This is a genomic window from Allobosea eneae, assembly GCF_042657265.1.
In the GTDB taxonomy this organism is placed as follows: Bacteria; Pseudomonadota; Alphaproteobacteria; order Rhizobiales; family Beijerinckiaceae; genus Allobosea; species Allobosea eneae.
In genome coordinates this window covers 102,894-119,675 of the sequence record NZ_JBHSLW010000029.1, presented here as the reverse complement: position 1 = coordinate 119,675, position 16,782 = coordinate 102,894, and the positions used below count along the sequence as shown (strand labels likewise).

Genomic DNA, 16,782 nt, shown 5'->3' with positions numbered 1-16,782 from the left:
CGCTCTAGCGCTCGCTGCTATCGACCAGGGCCGTGATCGCGACAATGCCGTCGGCATAGGCTGAGGTCGGCGCGAGCAGCGAAAACAACCCGCTGCTCCCGAGCCGGACCATGTCTTCGCTGAGCGGCAGTACGGCCGCGACCGGCACGCGATAGGTGCTGGCGATCCGGTCGGAGAGCTGGCGGAAGTCGAGCGCGGGCAGCACTTTGTTGACGATCAGCAGCAGCTGCGGCACGCCGAGCCGGCGGGCGAGGTCCAGGGTGACGGCGGTGCCCTGATAGTCCTGATGGTCCGGCCGCAGCACCAAGAGCAGCGTGTCGGAGATCGCGATCGAGAGCAGCGTCTCCTCGTTGACGCCTGGGTGGGTATCGATCAGCAGGTAATCGAGCGCCAGCGCCCGCGCCAGCTCCTGGAAGCCGTCATTCAGTAGGTTGACGTCGTAGCCTTCCTTGATGACGCGGGCGATTTCGCCGGGCCGCACGCTCGACGGGACCAGCATGACGGCGCCGCCCGGCGTAGCTCCGGTCGTCTCGGCGATCCGCCCGGTGACATCATGAGCGGCCTCCTCGATGCGGCAGCGGCCCCAGAGATAGTCGTTCAGCGTATAGCGCAGCCGGTCCGGTTCCAGCCCGAACAGGACGTGGATGCCGGGCGACTGGATGTCGGTGTCGACGATGGCGACGCGCCGCCCGCGCAACGCCAGCTGGGCGGCGATGTTGGCGGTCGTGTTGGATTTGCCGGTACCGCCCCGGTAGGAATGCGTCGAGACGATGATGGTCATGCCTGCTCGCCTCGGTCCGGGCCGGCGGTGCCATGGCGCTGCCGCATCGCCTGGGCCCGCTCCTGCAGCGCCTTGAAATAGTCGGTCTCGACGATGGCTTCGACCTCGCGCTCCTTGCGCGTCAGGTCGATCTCGATGGCGAGGCGCTGCACCTGCGTCTTCAGGTCGGCGTTTTCGCTGGCGATGTTGCGGTTGGCGTCCTCGAGCCGGCGATTGGCTTCCTTGAGCTCGGCCAGCATCTCACCGAGGCGGAATTCGCGCGCCTCGATCTGCACGGCCATGCTGCCGAAGGCCTCGGCCAGCTCGCGCACCGTCTCTGGTGCATCGGCATCGGCGGTCATGGCGAACAGGCTGTCGATATTGTCGTAGTCGCCGCGCGCGAGCTCGCCGCAGAGATCGCGCAGGCGCCGGGCGAAGAGGTCGGGGGAGGCGAGGCTGTGGGCATCCATGGCAAGGCACAGTAAGGGGACATCGATGACAGAAAGAGGAAGGCGCGGTTGCCTTGCGGCAGTGTCAACGTAGTTTCGCAATCGGGCCCTAGCGTCACAGCCGAATGACAACCGCCGATCGAAGGGCGTTGAATGCTGGCGCGCGGTATCCATGTCGTCCTTCGCAGCGACACGCATGAAATCCGGCGTCTCGCCGATGCGATTGAATATCTCGCCGACTCGTTGCAGCTGCCGCAGCCGATGATCTTCAAGCTCAACCTGGCGCTGGACGAGCTGATCACCAACGTCATCGCCTATGGCTATGCCGAGCAGAAGGACGGTGTGATCGACATCGAGATGCGCCGCCATGACGACCGCGTCGTGGTGAAGCTGATCGACAGCGCCGCTGCCTTCGACCCGCTCTCTGTGACCGAGCCCGACACGGCCGCTGCGCTGGAGGACCGCAAGATCGGCGGCCTCGGCATCCATTTCGTCCGCACGCTGATCGACGAGGTCGACTATCGCCGCGACGACGATCGCAACGTCATCACGCTGACGCTTCTCTTGCCGCCGGAGCCGGTGACGGCGAACGGCGCCCAAACCTGAACGAACGCTTCCGGCCTTATCCGCCGCCACAGGAGAGCAACGGCTCATGATGGAGTCGCAGACCATCGGCGAGATGCGCGTCCTGTCGCTCACGGGACGGCTCGACAGCATCAACGCGGCCGAGACCGAGGCCGCGATCGTGGCCGAGATCAAGGACGGTGCCACGCGCCTCGTGCTCGACTGTTCGGGGCTGACTTACGTTTCCAGCGCCGGCCTGCGCGTCTTCCTCGTCGTCGCCAAGCGCATGCGCGAGATTGGCGGCAAGGTCGTCCTCGCCGGCCTTGCCCCCTCGGTGAAGGAGGTCTTCGCGATCAGCGGCTTCCTCCAGATCCTCACGGTCTGCGAGAGTCGCGACGATGCGCTTGCAATGTGCGAGCAAGAGGCCTCGCGATAGGGCCTGGGCGCAGGGCGGCGCAGGGCCTGAACTGTCGGAGCCAAACCTGCCAGCGATCAACCTGGCCAAGCGCGCCGCTTGCTGCGCGCGAATGGATCGTCTGAGAACGGCACGTCAAGACCGTAGTCAGAGAGCCGCGCCACCCGTTCCTCATTCCGTCCATGGGCATTGTTCTCGACCTGCCCCTTCTCCCAGCCCGAGGCCGGCGTACAGGCGACGGGATCGACCAGGCAATGGCTGCACATCTGCTGGAAGCTGCGGTTATAGGCCCGCTCCTTCCGACGAAAATCGTCTCCACCGCTGTCTTCATGTTGACGTAGATGCTGCGCGTGCAGGCGCCCTTGAAGACGGCGAAGGCGCGGTCATGGGCGTCGAAGACCATCTCCTGGCTCTCGCGCGGATAGGCCCGCACGAATAGCATGTGGCGGGAACAGGGGCCACAGCGTCCAAAGCTCGCCCTGTTCGTGTCGCAGGACGACAAGGCCCTCGATGTGTCGCGGCTCATCGGTGGTGCTGTCGACCGACTCGGCCAGATCAACCCCACTGTTGAGCCATATCGGTCCGAACTCGAGAAGGACGGTGTGACAGTCCTTGATCTGACGGCGCTTAAGGGCGGCGATCCCCTCAATCACGGTAAATTCGCGGAGCGCCTCGAGGTCGTCCGCCTGCTCGGCCAACGGCTCGTGGCCGGGCAGGCTGTCGCGGAGACTACAATCGGTACTGGCAATCAGTTCGGGATCGTCGCGGCAGGGGCGGCCCAATCGGTGAAAGGCGCTGCGAGCCTCTTCAGTTTCCGATGAGGCTTATCCTTCGGAGGTGGGGCTCATAGTCAAAGTCCAGCCACACCCTGCCACTGGGCTGGCGTGGCCACGGGCCCAGGTCGCGTCGGCTCGGCCGGCGCTTACGCCTTTGTCGCGCCCGAATGAGACAATTCTCCATCGGCTGCGCTGGTGCATCCGGTGGCCACAGTCCCGCCGAAGCCTGTGGCCGCGATGACGATGATCGATCCGCCCTATCGAAGGGCGTGCGCTGATTGCCGTGACCGGCGCCTTCATTCGCCGCGTTTGACCCGCACCCATTCCCGCTTGAGAACCGCTTGCGCGACTCTTGTGATGTCGTGGCTGATGCCCTCGATGCGGCCCTCGATTTCGAGTCCCGGAGGCGGAGAGCGCAGCTGGTCGATCCCGTCCTTCATCAGGGCATTGAGTTGCTGATGGTCCTGTTCCAGCGGGTTGAGCATCAGCTCAATCTTGGAAACAGTCACCAGCACGTTCTCGACGCGCCTGAACATCTCGGGGTCCCGGGCGATGACGATCGCGGCCGGTTCCCCGAAGGTCTGGCGGATCATCCCCACGGCCAGGAACTGCGAGTTGAGGCTCGCCACGAGGTCGCGCATCGTCTCGATCCATTTCTGGCGATTGACCGACAGCACGTTCGCCTTGAACTGGATCCGGGCGATGCGCGTGTTGACGAACGGGCCCGCGATCGAGGCGATCATCGCCGTGCAGGCCACGACCAGGGTGATCCACTGCGGCTTGAGGTCCATGATTGCTGTCCAGAGTGAGGGTGCCTCGGCAAGCCTTTCGTCCCAAACGGAGCGTCCGGCTTGCGGGCGAGCGCGAGACAGGTCGTGCAGCCTGCGATCAGGATGGTGACAACGTGCAGCAGCAAGGTCGTCATCATGCTTGCCGCTCGTCCGGGAGGATCGGACCGACAATGCCCTGGCGGGTAAGGTCGTGCTGCCAGCGGACGCTGCAGTTGCGGAGAATATCCCCGACCAAGGCCGCGCATTCCGCTTCCGTCAGAAACGCCTGTCCGGGCACCAGAAGGCGTTCGATGACATGCGCGAGGCACTGCCGCGCGAAATCCTCTGCCGCGGCACGGCTGTTGTCGATCCGGATGCTGCCGGAAGCCGCCTGGAGATCGAGATAGGTCGCGATCTGCTCGATGGTCGGGCCGAGGCTGGCCCGCAGGAACTCTTCGCCCAATCGTGGAAAGTGACCGAGGGTGCCGATGATCAAACGGAGCGTGGTGACGGTCGTCGGATGGTTCAGGGTTTCGAGCACGGCGCCCCCGATCTGCCGCATGGCCGAGCACGCGTTCGGCTCATCCCGATCGATCGATGGCAAGGCCGCTGCGATCCTCGCTCCTTCCTCGGTGATTAGCGATCTGAACAGGGCGTCCTTGCTGCCGAAATGGTGGTGGAGCGACCGCTTCGAGACGGCGGCTTCCGCCGCAATCTGGTCGATGCTGGTGCCTCTGAAGCCATTCACGAGAAACACCTGGCGTGCTCCGTCCAGGATCTGCCGTCTCCCGATCGAACTCCTGAGATCATGGCGGCGGTGGTTGTCATTAGGCATGGGCATGTCGTCCTTTTCGGAGGCCAAGGAGTGGGTCCCGGCCGCAGGGGGCGTAGCGGCCGGGGCGATGCTCGGCGTTCAGGATCGGATGCAGCAAGAGTTCCGGGCCTATTCGCCGAGCAATCAATGCGGCGGGGTCTAGGCCGGCTCGTGCATTGGCTCCGCCGGTAGCCGTTCCGGCGCAGGCTGCGAGGGCGCCTCTATGCGGAACCAGGCCACGTAGAGCGCCGGCAGGAACAGCAGGGTCAGCAACGTGCCGACGATGATGCCGCCCATCATGGCGAAAGCCATGGGTCCCCAGAACACTTCGAACGCGATCGGGATCAGCGCCAGACTGGCCGCGGCCGCCGTCAGCAGGATCGGCCGCGTCCGGTGCATGGTGGCCTCGACCACGGCCTCCCACGGTGCCCGGCCCTCGCGCCGGAGATCCTCGATCTGCACGACCAGGATCACCGAGTTGCGGATGAGGATGCCGACCAGCGCCAGCACGCCCAGGATGGCCACGAAACCCATGGGAGCGCCGCCCGGCAGCATCGCCGCCACGACGCCGATCAGCCCGAGCGGGGCCGCGGCGACCACCAGGAACAGACGCGAGAAGCTCTGCATCTGGACCATCAGGATGGTCGCCATCAGGAACAGCATGAGCGGGACCACGGCCGCGATCGGCCCCTGGGACTTGGCGCTCTCCTCCACCGGCCCCGCCACGACGACCCCGTATCCGGCCGGAAGCGCCCGGACGAACTCCTGCACCTTGGGTTCGAGCTGCTGGGCGATCGTCGCCGGCTGGGTGGCATCGACGATGCTGCCCCGGACCGTGATGGTCGGCAGGCGGCTGCGGCGCCAGATCACCGGCTGTTCGAGCTCGTAGCGGAAGGTCGCGACCGCCGCCAACGGCACGGACTGGCCATTCTTGCCCGGCAACTGCAGGTTCTGCAGCGTCTCGATCGCTCCCCGCTCGGCGGCGCCGGCCCGGCTCAACACATCGACCAGGTAGATCGCGTCGCGCACCTGGGTGATGCTGGTGCCGCCAACCACGCCGTTGAGGAGGCCGGCGATGTCCTGCGAGGTCACACCGAGCTGGCGAGCCTTGTCCTGGAGCACGTCGACCTTCACCACCCGTGCGGGTTCGTTCCAGTTGAACCCGAGATCGCTGACCCGGGGATGCTCGCCGACGATGGCAGCGAGTTGCTGCGCCAGTTCCCTGACCTTGTGGATGTCGGGCCCGCTGAGTCGGTACTGGACCGGGCGCCCGGACGGAGGCCCCAGCGCCAGCAGGTCAGCGTAGACATCCAAGCCGGCAAACTCCTCCCGGCTCCAGGTCTTGATCTTGCCCCTGAGGCGCTCGCGGGCCGCGATGCTCTTGGTCACGATGACCATCTGGCCGTAATTGGGATTCGACGGCTGCGGATCGAAGGAGAGGATGAAGCGCACGGCGCTCTGGCCGACATAGGACGACCAGTGATCGACGTCGGGATCGCCGGCGAGCTTGGCCTCGAAGCGGTCCATCTGCGCCTTCGTCTCGGTGATCGAGGCGTTCTGCGGCAAGGTGAAGTCGACGAGGACCTCGTTGCGGTCCGAGGACGGGAAGAACTGCTGCTCGACGAACCGCATCCCGTAGAGCGAGACGGCGAACATCGCCACCGTCACGCCGATGGTCAGCCAGCGCCAGCGCATGGCGCCGACGAGGAGGTGCGAGAACGCCGTCATGAGGCGGCTCGGCTTGTCGTGATGCTTCTTCATCGTCTTCGGCAGCAGCGTCACGCCGAGCAGGGGCGCGAACAGCACCGCGACGATCCAGGACAGCAACAGCGAGGCCGCGATCACCACGAACAGCGTGAAGGTGTACTCGCCCGCGTTGCTGCTGTTGAGGCCAACCGGGATGAAGCTCGCGACGGTGACGAGCGTTCCGGTGAGCATCGGGAAGGCGGTGGAGGTGTAGACGGCCGTGGCGGCCTTCTTCAGCGTGTCGCCGGCCTCGAGCCGGGCTACCATCATCTCGACGGCGATCATCGCGTCGTCGACCAAGAGGCCGAGGGCGATGATGAGGGCGCCGAGCGAGATGCGCTGGAGCGAGATGCCGGTGTACTGCATCACCACGAAGGTCATGGCGAGCACGAGCGGGATCGAGAGTGCGACCACCAGGCCGGCCCGCATGCCGAGGCTGATGAAGCTGACCACCAGCACGATCGCCACGGCCTCGAACAGCGCCTTGGTGAAGCCGCCGACCGCCTCCTCGACCACGACGGGCTGATCGGCCACGAGATGCACGCCGACGCCGATCGGCAACTCGCCGGTGATCTTGCGCATCTGCTCGTGCAGCGCCTCGCCGAACGCAAGCAGGTTGGCGCCGGTCTTCATGCCGATGGCAAGCCCGATCGCCGGCTCGCCCTTGAACCGGAACAGCGCCTGCGGCGGGTCGACATAGCCGCGGCTGATGGTGGCGATGTCGCTGAGGCGGAAGAAGCGGTCGTTCACGCGCAGATTGAGGCCGCGCAGGTCCTCCTCCGAAGTGAACTGCCCGGTCACCCGGACGCTGATGCGCTCAGGGCCGGCCTCGATGACACCCGAGGGCGTGATCGCGTTCTGCGCCTGGAGCGTCTGGACGACCTCCTGCTGGCTGAGACCGAGGGCGGCCATTTCGCGCGTCGAGAATTCGAGGAAGATGACCTCGTCCTGGGCGCCGATCAGGTTGACCTTGCCGACATTCGGTACCGTGAGAACCTTGGCCCGCACGTCCTCGACATAGTCGCGCAGTTGCCGCTGGGTCAGGCCGTCCGCCGTGAACGCGTAGACATTGCCGAAGACGTCGCCGAAATCGTCGTTGAAGACGGGACCCACGACACCCTGCGGCAGCTCCCGCTTGATGTCGTTGACCATGTTGCGGACCTTCACCCAGACGCCCGGCACATCGCGGCTTTTGACCGTGTCCTTCAGGTTGACATAGATGACGCTCTGGCCCGCCGTGGTCTGGCTGCGGGTGTAGTCGAGCGAGTCGAGCTCTTCGAGCTTCTTCTCGATGCGGTCGCTGACCTGGCGGGCGGTGTCCTCGACCGTAGCGCCGGGCCATTGGGTGGCAATCACCATCGTCTTGATGGTGAACGACGGATCTTCCTCACGACCCAGACTGACATAGGCGAGGATGCCTGCGATGGCCGAGACGATCATAAAGTACCAGACGAGCGAACGGTGTTCGAGCGCCCAGTCGGACAGGTTGAAGCGGTTGGTCATTGGAATGCCCCGTCTGGGAGTTTGACTGATTGGCCAGGGGTCAGGCTGTTCACGCCGGCGATGACGACGCGCGAGCCGGCGGTGAGACCGTCGAGGATCCGAACGAAGGATCGCTCTCCCGCGGCAATCGTCACGTCCCGGGTCGACACCGTCCGGGTGGCCGGATCGACGACCCAGACCATGGTCTTGCCGTCCCGCTCCAACAGGGCCGTGGCCGGGAGCTCGATATCCGGCGAAACCTGCGTCGTGATCGTTGCGGTGATCGTCGTGCCCAAGCGAAAGCTCTTCGCCGGGCTGTCGAGCGTGATCCTGACCCGCCGCGTGCGGGTGGCGGCATCGGCTTGCGGGGCGATCTCCCGCACCGACCCGGCAGCCTGGACTGACGGATCGATTTGCAGGGCGATGTCGAAGCGGGCTTGCGGCTTGAGGTCCCGCCCGATGCTCTCGGGCAGGTCGACCACCGCCTCGCGGATATCCGGGCGGGCCACCGCGGCGACTGTCTGGCCCGGCTGAACCACCTGCCCGGGCTCGGCCGCAACACTGGTGACGACGCCGTCGAAGTCAGCGCGTAGCTCGGTGTAGCTGAGCTGCTCCTCGGCCTTGTCGAGATCCGCCCTGGCGCGGGTGACATCGGCCTGCGCAGACTGGTGCGCCTGCGTGGCGGCATCGAACTGCGCCTCGTTGGAAATGTGCTGCTGGAATAGCGTGCGCTGGCGAGCCTCCGTCGCGGCGGCGTTGTCGAGACGGGCGGTCGCGCTGGCCAGGTCGGCCTGGGCCGACCGCACCGCCAGCTCATAGGTGACGGGGTCGAGCCTGGCCAGCCGCTGGCCCTTCCTGACGACGTCGCCGACATCGACCTCGCGGCTGACAATGCGCCCGAGCACCCGGAAGCCGAGGTCGGAGGTGTAGCGAGGCTCGACGGTTCCGGCAAAGCCGACGGTCCGCACGGCCTGCGGGGCGACGGCAACGGTAAGAACGGGTCGGGGAGCCGGCGCCTTCGTGTGCTGCTCTTCCTTGCAGCCCGCGAGCAGAGCGACCGCCCCCAGCACGGTCAGGGATGTCAGGACGAGTTTCATTGGGCTGCTCCTTTGGCGACCGCGACGATCTGGTTGGGTCGCAGGAACTGCGTCCCGCCGGTCGCAACAATCTCGCCGGGCCGGAGCCCCTCCCGCACGAAAACCTTGCCGGTTCCGTAGCCTTCGACGGTGATCGGCTTCAGCAACACGGCCTTCGTCTGAGGATCGACGGTCCACACGGCCGGTCGGCCGTTTCCGCTGGACAACGCGCTCCACGGCACCACCACGAGATTGCGGGACTGCAACCGGCCCTCGCCGATGACGGAGGCACCGAGCGTCATCGCTGCCGGCGGCTGCGTGATCTCAATCTTGGCCCGGACAGTCCCCGTGGCCCTGTTCACGGTCGGCGAAACCTCCCGCACCGTACCCGTTGCCGTCACGGTCGAGTCGGCCACCAGCGTCAGCGCGATGGCGGGATCAGCAAGTTCGTGAGTGAAGACCGACTCGTTGACATTGAATACCGCATCGCGCGGCCCGTCCTGGGCGATCGAGAACACGGTCTGCGCCGCCTGCATGACCTGCCCGGTCTCGGCGCTGCGCGCCGTGATGACCCCGGCGACGCCCGCCCGCAGCACCGTATCGGATAGATGGTCGCGCGCCGTGCCGAGCCGGGCCCTCGCATCTGCGAGTGAAGCCTGCGCTGTGCGATAGGCTTCCTGGGCTTGGTCGTGCTCGCGCTGGGTCGTGAAACCTCGGGCGAGCAACGCCTTCTGGCGCTCGTAGCTGGAGGTCGCCTGGCGGAGCACAGCCTCGGCCGACGCCACGGCGGCTTCGGCGGCCGTGACCGTCGCCCGCTCCTGCTGAGGATCGAGCCTGGCCAGCACCTGCTCCGCCGTCACGTGGTCGCCGACATTGACCAGGCGCTCGGCGATGCGGCCCGCGACTCGGAAGGACAGGTCGCTCTCGACCCGTGCCCGGATCTCGCCGGTCAGCCGAATGGTTGGCGCATAGTCGGCGAGCGCGGCCGCCTCGACCTGCACGGCGACCGGCGGATTCTCCGGGCCTTTGGCCTGCTCCTGGCAGGCGGTGAGGCCCGTCACGGCAAGCATTGCCGTCCAGCAGACCGAACTGCGCGATCGACGACTGTATCCCATCACACGCCCCGTTTTCCTGTCGCGAGCCGCAGCTCATGGGGTGGGGATAGTCGTGCAAGTCGATATGATCCAATATATTGTTATTCGAATTATGATTGTTTAAAGATATCAATTATCGAGGTAGCGGACGCTGGACGACCGCCCTCGTCCGGCGATGCCGCCGGCGCGTCATGGCAGGTCTCGGTCGAAACGTCTCCGCCGGCCCTTCCCGCAGACATGGCAAAGCGGCCGGGAAGCGCTGATAAATGAGCGATAATTCCTGCTTCAATATATTATTGCAGCGGATTTGATTGAGAAATGATATCAATCTCAATATCTAATAACATCCCGCACCCAACCGCATTGGTCGCGATCCTCTGCCATTGCGGAGCTGAGAAGGGTGGCTTCAAGAATATGGTTTGGGAACTGGATCCATGGACCTGCGTCACCTCCGGTACTTCGTCGCGACGGCCGAAGAGCTGCATTTCGGCCGAGCCGCCGAGCGCCTCCATATCGCGCAGCCGGCTCTGAGCATTCAGATCAAGGCGCTGGAGGAGATGCTGGGCGTCCAACTCCTCAACCGAACGAACCGGGTGGTGACCCTGACCGAGGCTGGCCGGCTCTTCCTGAGGGAGGCGCGACGCACCCTTGAGCAGGCTCAGCATGCCGCGGTCGTGGCCCGCCGTGCCGGGCGCGGCGAGATCGGGCGGATTGAAATCGGATATTCTGCCGACGTCTCGTATTCTGGGGTACTGTCGAAAACCCTGCGGGAGTATCGGCGGCAGGTTCCCGATGTCGAACTCGGCTTGCATGAACTCCATCCGAGCAGCCAAATAGCCCAGTTGCTGGAGAACCGTATCCAAATCGGTGTTCTCGCCAGCTTCATCGGCACTCCTGCCTGGAAGCTGCCGGGGGAACTTGATGCGATCCGCCTGATGGAATGGCCAATACGGCTCGCACTTCCGGTCGACCATCCCCTGGCGCAGCGCACCCGGATTCCGCGCGAGGCGCTCGCCAATGAGCCCTTTATCCTTTATATCGGGTCCGACAACGAACTGGACCGCTCGTTCGTCCAGCTGGTCCTCGGTTTCGCCCCGCGCGTCGCGTATGAAGCTCAGAGCGGATTTTCGCTTGTGAGCCTGGTCGGCGCGGGATTGGGCGTGGCCATCGTGCCATCATCCGTCGTCTCAATCAGCGTTGGCGAGCAGGTGGCCTATCGGCCCATCGCGGGCAATAGCATCCAGTTCGGCACCGAAGTCGTGTTCCGCCGCGATGCCGACGACCCCGCCGTCGCCAAATTCCTGCAGATGGTACGTGCCGATCAGCTTTGATGCGCGGCCGAGCGATCGCCCCGCACGCGAGAAAACACCCGCCGCAACAATCACGGCGTGCTACCTGGCTCTGAGGCCGCGCGCTCTACAGCGCGCGTGCCGCCCGTGTGCGGGAGCACGCCGGCTTCAGGGCGAACCTCGGGACGCCTCTGGCCAATCGCGAACCCTCACCTCATCCCGAGGCGACGCTCCACGGTGGCGGCTTCCTCTCGCACGACAAACCCGGACGTGTGCTCGGGGGCATGCCTCGCCTTAGGAGGACCGCGCCGCGATCTCGGCCGGGCCCAGCGACGATCGTCTGAAGGCGGCGAGGGCCTTTGGATCATACATATCGATCGCGGCCAGGAGTTTCGGGCGCCTTTTCGTCAGCCGGTCGCGCCGGGATACCGTCAAGCGACTCGTCGACGGGCGTCGAGCCGAGATGGTGCGCAACATTGGCGTCGAACGCGGTGGTCGTCGCCTCGATGGCATCCAGAAAATTGTCGTCTGTATCGATATCGCGCACCACCCCCCGGTAGATGTCGCCTACGAGCGCGGTCTGCTGGGTGCGCGTCAGCGGCTGAGGCCCTTTTCTAGGGCCAAGAAGTACTGACCGAGCGCCTGCGCCGCCAAGCGAAAGCGCGTTTTTGCCGTCTCCGGGCCTTGGTCCTCAGCGATAAGACGAGCTTTTCGCCGATAATCACGCTGTGCTGCTCTCCCGCCACGGGGAGGTTGACGCGTCGGCCTTTGGCCGGCGCGCGAAGCGCCTTGGGCACCTTCACATTGAGATCGTAGGGACCCTGCTTGGTAGTGAAGGGTCGGGACATTGCGAGAGCCATGGTGTCAAACCGCCGTGTGAAAGCGGCTGCCATGCAACTCGTTGTCAATGCGTAACTCTTTCTCCTGCTGAGGAAGAAAGAGTGGTGCCCAGGAGAGGACTCGAACCTCCACCAAAGAGCGTTATACATTGAAAATAAACGTGTTTTTTGGTGTCCGGCAATGTCAGGTGTGAAAGCCAAGTGGCAATCACGGCACAGCTTGATTCCTAACATAATCGGGGCGGAAATCCAGCTTTGAGATGCCGTCGGAGCGGCTTGTTCAACGCTGTTGAATTTTGTTGAACATGATGTATGTTCAACCGAATCCAATTTTGTTGAACATTCATGGTCGCCATTACTCGTCACTCGCCGATCGCGCACTCGGCCTATCACGATCTCCTTCGCTCCTTGCGGGAGGAGACGGTATCGGGGCTGCGCGGGACACCAACTAGGGTGGAGCGCAATAAGCGGGTCTACTGGTACGACTCGTTTCGGGTCGGTTCTGAGGTCAAGAAGACATATCTCGGCGAGGACAGCCCTGAACTGCAGCAGCGGATTGCTCGCGCTGCGGACCTCAACAGCACGCTCGAAGAGCGACGCCGGCATCGCGCGCGACTGATCCGTATCCTGCGCGCCGAAGGCTTCCTCGGTGTCGACGCCGCTACCGGCAGTCTCCTCAACGCCATGGCGACGGCCGGGGTTTTCCGTCTCGGCGGTACGATTGTCGGGACACAAGCCTTCCGCCTCTATGAAGGTGAGTTGGGGGTGCGGTTCGCATTCGATGCGACGGCGCAGACCGGTGATATCGACATCGCAAGTTTCGAGCGATTGTCGCTGGCACTGGAGGATACGGTCTCCGAGCCGCTTCAGAAGGTCCTGGGCGATTTCTCGTTCGCGCCGATGCCGACGCTCGATCATCTCAAGACATGGCGCTGGAAGCAGACGCGCAATGACCTGCTGGTCGAGTTCCTGACCCCGTCCTTTGCCGAGACCGAGGAGCTCCGTCCCTTGGCCGCACTGGGCGTGCATGCGCAGTCGCTGCACTATCTCAACTACCTCATCGCCGAGCCGATCACGGCTGCGATCACGTATCGCAACGGGGTTCTGGTTCAGATTCCGCGGCCTGAGCGAATGGCTATCCACAAGCTCATCGTGGCGGACCGTCGGCGGGATGGGCCAGACAGTCTCAAAGCCCACAAGGACAGGCTGCAGGCGAGCTTCTTGATCGGGATCCTTGCCGAGGACAGGCCGGATGAACTGCATGATGCCTACGCCGATGCGATGAGCGTGGGTCCGCAGTGGCGTGACCGGATTGGTGCGACGCTCAACCGCCTACCAAATGTGGCGAAGCTGCTAGAGTAGGAATGCTAAGCCAGCTCCGCAACTGGCCTTTGTCGTTGAAGAAGTCGTCGTTGCCGAGGGGCAGTCGCCTTGGCAGAGGGCGGCGCGATGATGGGCGAGCGGCAGGTGGCGCAGGAGGCACTGCCCGTCACGCGAAGGCCGTGCTGTCGGTTCGAATGAACAAGAGCGACGAGAACGACGCCCGGGGTCTGGCCGAACTGGTTCGCGTCGGCTGGTATCGGGAGGTCAAGGTCAAGAGCGGCGAGAGCCAGGCAACCCGATCCCTGCTCGTTGCACGCTCGCGGCTTGTCGCCATCCGCGGCGATCTGGAAAACCAGATCCGTTCGATGCTGAAGGAGCTTGGGCTGCAGTTCAGCCGATCGATTGGTGCACAGTTCAGGCGAAAGGTCCTTGAGCTGATTGACGAGGATCATCCGCTCCGATCCGTGATCGGGGCGCTCCTCAGCGTCCATGAACAGGTCTGCGAGGAACAGGACAAGCTCGATCCTCAGGTCCGGCGTCTCGCCCATGACGACTGCACCACACGCCGGCTGATGACAGTTCCCGGCGTCGGCGTGGTGACGGCGCTGACCTACCGCCACACGATCGATGAAGCGTCTGTCAACGGCGGTCGGATTCCAGGCCATCGTGGCGGAGTAAAAGCAGGCCACTGGCGTTGGGGAGCGGCGGATATGGCAAGGGCCCCGATCGGGGCCCTTGCCATATCGCACTGCCGGTGTTGATCAGGCGATGATCTCCCCGGTTTCGGGATCGGCTTCGTCTGGGGTGGCCTGGTTTTGCTCCGCCGCGGCGGCGGCACGCCGGCGACCGGCGGATTGCCTGAGGCGGTAGCTGTCGCCGTTCATGGCGAGGATGCTGACGTGGTGGGTCAGGCGGTCGAGCAGCGCGCCGGTCAGCCGTTCCGATCCCAGGACGGACGTCCAGTCCTCGAAGGGCAGGTTCGAGGTGACGATGGTCGAGCCGCGCTCGTAGCGCTGCGAGAAGACCTCGAACAGGAGCTCGGCGCCGGTCGGTGACAGCGGCACATAACCAAGCTCGTCGACGATCAGCAGCTTGACCGCCTGCAACTCGCGCTGGAGCCGGAGCAGGCGCTTCTCGTCGCGGGCCTCGAGAAGCTGGTTGACCAGCGAAGCCGCCGTCGTGAAGGCGACGGAGAAGCCCTTCTGGCAAGCGGCCAGCCCGAGCGCGAGGGCGACATGGGTCTTGCCGGTGCCGCTGTTGCCGAGCGCGATGATGTTCTCCCGGCGCAGGATGTAGCCGCAGCGCGCCAGCTCCAGCACGAGCATCTTGTTCAGGCTCGGGATCGCCGTGAAGTCGAAGGTGTCGAAGCTCTTCACCGCTGGGAAGCGCGCCGCCCGGATCCGCCGCTCGACCGTGCGCCGCTCCCGGTCGATCAGTTCGAGCTCGACCAACCGTAGCAGGTAGCGGGGATGATCGACGCCGTCGCGGGAGCATTCCCGTGCCACCTTGTCGTACTCGCGCAGGACGGTTGGCAGCTTCAGTTGCTTGAGGTGGTGCGCCAGCAGAACCTGCGGCGTTCCCGCGGTCGTGCCCGCCGGCATCGTCTCTTTTGTCATGCCGCCGCTCCCGGCAGGAGCACGGCATAATCGGAGGCCGACGTCGTCTTCACCGCCGTTCTCGGCAGATGCGGATAGGCCGCGAGGTCGAGGCGCGGTGGGCGCCGTTCCAGCCGCGCCAGCGCGATCAGCTTCACCGCATCGAAGCCGATCGCACCGAGATGGATCGCCTCGCCGACGGCGAAGCTCACGATGTCGCGCGGCAGGGCCTCCATCAGCCGCAGCACCTGGATGAACTCGCGCTTGCCGCGATTGCCCATGCGCGCTTCCAGGAGATGGCGCAGGTGCTGGAAGGCCTCGGGCAGGTCCCAGCCCTGCAAGGCCGCCGCCTGGTCGAGGGCGTTCGGCTTCTCCTCGATTAGCGCCAGATAGTGCAGCGGATCGGAGACGAACACGCCCGTCCCGTAATTGCGGGGATGGCGGGCAATCTCCTCGCCCCGGCACAGGATCACGACCTCCTCGACGAAGCCCTTCACCACCACGTCCTGGAAGCCATAGTCCGTCGGGACCGAGTAGTCGTTCGACCGATATCGGACCAGCGCCGTCGACGAGACCCGCGCACCACGCTTCTCGCACGGCTCCAGCGGCACTGCCGGCAAAGGGCGCAAGACCCCGAGATCGGCAACAAGCCGTTCCCCGATCGTCTGGCCATGCCGGCCGGCCCGCTCGTCCTGTCGGCGGCGGCAGCGCTCGGCCAACATCGCGTTCAGTTCGGCGAAGCTCGCCGCCAAAGGGATCGGCGTCATGAAGTTCGAGCGGGCATACTTCACCAGCCCCTCGACCTTGCCCTTGTCGTTACCTTTGCCCGGGCGCCCGAACCGATCCCGGAACAGATAGTGGCTCACCAGCTCGGTGAAGGCCCGCGTCCGCTCGCGCCGGCCATCGCCGCAGATCTTCGCCACCGCAATGCGGGTGTTGTCATAGAGGATCGACAGCGGCACACCGCCGAAGAAGCCAAAAGCCGAGACGTGACCGTCCAGGAACGCTTCCGTCGTCTCGCGCGGATACGCCTTCACGAAGCAGGCATCCGACTGTGGCAGGTCCAGGCAGAAGAAGTGGATCTTCTGCCGCACGCCGCCGATCACCGCCAGCGCCTCGCCAAAATCCACCTGGGCGTGACCGGGCGGATGGGCCAGCGGAACGAAGGTCTCGCGGCCCCGCGCCCGGCAGAGCCGCACATGGTCCTTCACCACCGTGTAGCCGCCGGCAAAGCCGTGCTCGTCCCGCAGCCGCTCGAAGATCCGCTTCGCCGTATGGCGCTGCTTCACCGGAGACGCCCGGTCTCCGTCCAGGATCGCCTCAATCACCGGCAGCAGCGGACCGAGCTTCGGCTTCTCGACCGGCTTCGTGCGCGTGTAGCCCGGAGGGATCGAGAACCGGCACATCTTGGCGATCGTTTCGCGGCTCAGCCCGAACACGCGAGCCGCTTCCCGTCGGCTCTGCTTCTGATTGAAAACGAAATCGCGAACCGCCGCGTAGACCTCCACAGCGAACATCCCCGCCGACCCCGAAAGGGATCAGCCTATCCAGTGGACGACTTTTACGCCGCCCGCGCCCGCACAAACGCAGGCGCTTCACTGGATGGTTTTCTCACCGCCGTGCACACTGCCGGACGAGATCACCCGCAAACTGGTGCGGGAGATCGATCTGAACGAGGCGCGACTGGGCGTGGGATCATGATCGGCCGCGATATCGGATGGGTCTTGAATAGGCCTCGCTGTTCTTTTCCCAAGATCAATTGCCCCTCTGCTCGGCGTAGTCGTGCTTTG

Annotated in this window: 14 protein-coding genes and 3 pseudogenes; 6 read left to right on the top strand and 11 right to left on the bottom strand. The window is 64.9% G+C overall.

Features of this window, described 5'->3' with window-relative positions:
• Positions 1-4: 4 nt before the first annotated feature.
• Both ACFPOB_RS18530 and ACFPOB_RS18525 read right to left on the bottom strand, forming a co-directional pair.
• A complete protein-coding gene (locus ACFPOB_RS18530; RefSeq protein WP_377799841.1) occupies positions 5-781 on the bottom strand; it encodes a MinD/ParA family ATP-binding protein in 777 nt (258 codons plus the stop codon).
• Positions 778-1,230, bottom strand: a complete 453-nt coding sequence (locus ACFPOB_RS18525) for a hypothetical protein (protein WP_377799840.1) — start codon at positions 1,228-1,230, stop codon at positions 778-780. Before ACFPOB_RS18525 ends, ACFPOB_RS18530 begins: the two co-directional genes overlap by 4 nt.
• A 132-nt stretch (positions 1,231-1,362) precedes the next feature.
• Here ACFPOB_RS18525 and ACFPOB_RS18520 point away from each other — a divergent pair, with 132 nt between their 5' ends.
• Positions 1,363-1,815: an ATP-binding protein gene (locus ACFPOB_RS18520; protein WP_377799839.1), complete on the top strand. Its 453-nt coding sequence runs from the start codon at positions 1,363-1,365 to the stop codon at positions 1,813-1,815.
• Between the two features lie 46 nt (positions 1,816-1,861).
• A complete protein-coding gene (locus tag ACFPOB_RS18515) occupies positions 1,862-2,209 on the top strand; it encodes an STAS domain-containing protein (RefSeq protein WP_377799838.1) in 348 nt (115 codons plus the stop codon).
• 170 nt (positions 2,210-2,379) lie between these two features.
• Here the strand turns inward: ACFPOB_RS18515 and ACFPOB_RS18510 are convergent.
• Positions 2,380-2,642: pseudogene (locus tag ACFPOB_RS18510) on the bottom strand (IS21 family transposase); the annotation flags it as partial.
• A gap of 1 nt (position 2,643) precedes the next feature.
• Between ACFPOB_RS18510 and ACFPOB_RS18505 the strand changes: the two are divergent.
• A pseudogene (locus ACFPOB_RS18505) lies at positions 2,644-2,994 on the top strand (alpha/beta hydrolase); the annotation flags it as partial.
• 266 nt (positions 2,995-3,260) lie between these two features.
• On the opposite strand, the gene ACFPOB_RS18500 reads toward ACFPOB_RS18505, so the two are convergent.
• The 5 genes from ACFPOB_RS18500 to ACFPOB_RS18480 all read right to left on the bottom strand — a co-directional run bounded on the left by ACFPOB_RS18500 (position 3,261) and on the right by ACFPOB_RS18480 (position 9,853).
• On the bottom strand, positions 3,261-3,755 hold the full coding sequence (locus ACFPOB_RS18500; RefSeq protein WP_377799837.1) for a hypothetical protein: 495 nt from the start codon (positions 3,753-3,755) through the stop codon (positions 3,261-3,263).
• A gap of 133 nt (positions 3,756-3,888) precedes the next feature.
• On the bottom strand, positions 3,889-4,596 hold the full coding sequence (locus ACFPOB_RS18495) for a TetR/AcrR family transcriptional regulator (protein ID WP_377799836.1): 708 nt from the start codon (positions 4,594-4,596) through the stop codon (positions 3,889-3,891).
• Between the two features lie 111 nt (positions 4,597-4,707).
• Entirely contained in the window at positions 4,708-7,797 is a 3,090-nt protein-coding gene (locus ACFPOB_RS18490; RefSeq protein WP_377799835.1) for an efflux RND transporter permease subunit, read from the bottom strand.
• Positions 7,794-8,873 (bottom strand): efflux RND transporter periplasmic adaptor subunit, encoded by a 1,080-nt coding sequence (locus tag ACFPOB_RS18485; protein ID WP_377799834.1) that lies wholly within the window; start codon positions 8,871-8,873, stop codon positions 7,794-7,796. Before ACFPOB_RS18485 ends, ACFPOB_RS18490 begins: the two co-directional genes overlap by 4 nt.
• Complete coding sequence (locus ACFPOB_RS18480; protein ID WP_377799833.1) at positions 8,870-9,853, bottom strand: efflux RND transporter periplasmic adaptor subunit; 984 nt, start codon at positions 9,851-9,853, stop codon at positions 8,870-8,872. Before ACFPOB_RS18480 ends, ACFPOB_RS18485 begins: the two co-directional genes overlap by 4 nt.
• A gap of 527 nt (positions 9,854-10,380) precedes the next feature.
• Between ACFPOB_RS18480 and ACFPOB_RS18475 the strand changes: the two genes are divergently transcribed.
• Complete coding sequence (locus ACFPOB_RS18475) at positions 10,381-11,277, top strand: LysR substrate-binding domain-containing protein (RefSeq protein ID WP_377799832.1); 897 nt, start codon at positions 10,381-10,383, stop codon at positions 11,275-11,277.
• 322 nt (positions 11,278-11,599) lie between these two features.
• On the opposite strand, the gene ACFPOB_RS18470 is transcribed toward ACFPOB_RS18475, so the two are convergent.
• Positions 11,600-11,782 carry a hypothetical protein gene (locus ACFPOB_RS18470; RefSeq protein ID WP_377799831.1) on the bottom strand — a complete coding sequence of 61 codons (183 nt, stop codon included), beginning with the start codon at positions 11,780-11,782 and terminating at the stop codon, positions 11,600-11,602.
• Between the two features lie 637 nt (positions 11,783-12,419).
• Here ACFPOB_RS18470 and ACFPOB_RS18465 point away from each other — a divergent pair.
• Positions 12,420-13,436, top strand: coding sequence for a nucleotidyltransferase family protein (locus ACFPOB_RS18465; RefSeq protein ID WP_377799830.1), 1,017 nt, complete (start codon positions 12,420-12,422; stop codon positions 13,434-13,436).
• A 122-nt stretch (positions 13,437-13,558) separates the two neighbouring features.
• A pseudogene (locus ACFPOB_RS18460) lies at positions 13,559-14,035 on the top strand (IS110 family transposase); the annotation flags it as partial.
• A 123-nt stretch (positions 14,036-14,158) separates the two neighbouring features.
• On the opposite strand, the gene istB reads toward ACFPOB_RS18460, so the two are convergent.
• Together istB and istA are read right to left on the bottom strand one after the other, a co-directional pair.
• Positions 14,159-15,013 carry an IS21-like element helper ATPase IstB gene (gene istB, locus ACFPOB_RS18455; protein WP_377799828.1) on the bottom strand — a complete coding sequence of 285 codons (855 nt, stop codon included), beginning with the start codon at positions 15,011-15,013 and terminating at the stop codon, positions 14,159-14,161.
• Positions 15,010-16,509 carry an IS21 family transposase gene (gene istA / locus ACFPOB_RS18450; RefSeq protein WP_377799827.1) on the bottom strand — a complete coding sequence of 500 codons (1,500 nt, stop codon included), beginning with the start codon at positions 16,507-16,509 and terminating at the stop codon, positions 15,010-15,012. The genes istB and istA overlap by 4 nt, the downstream gene beginning before the upstream one ends.
• Between the last annotated feature and the right edge of the window lie 273 nt (positions 16,510-16,782).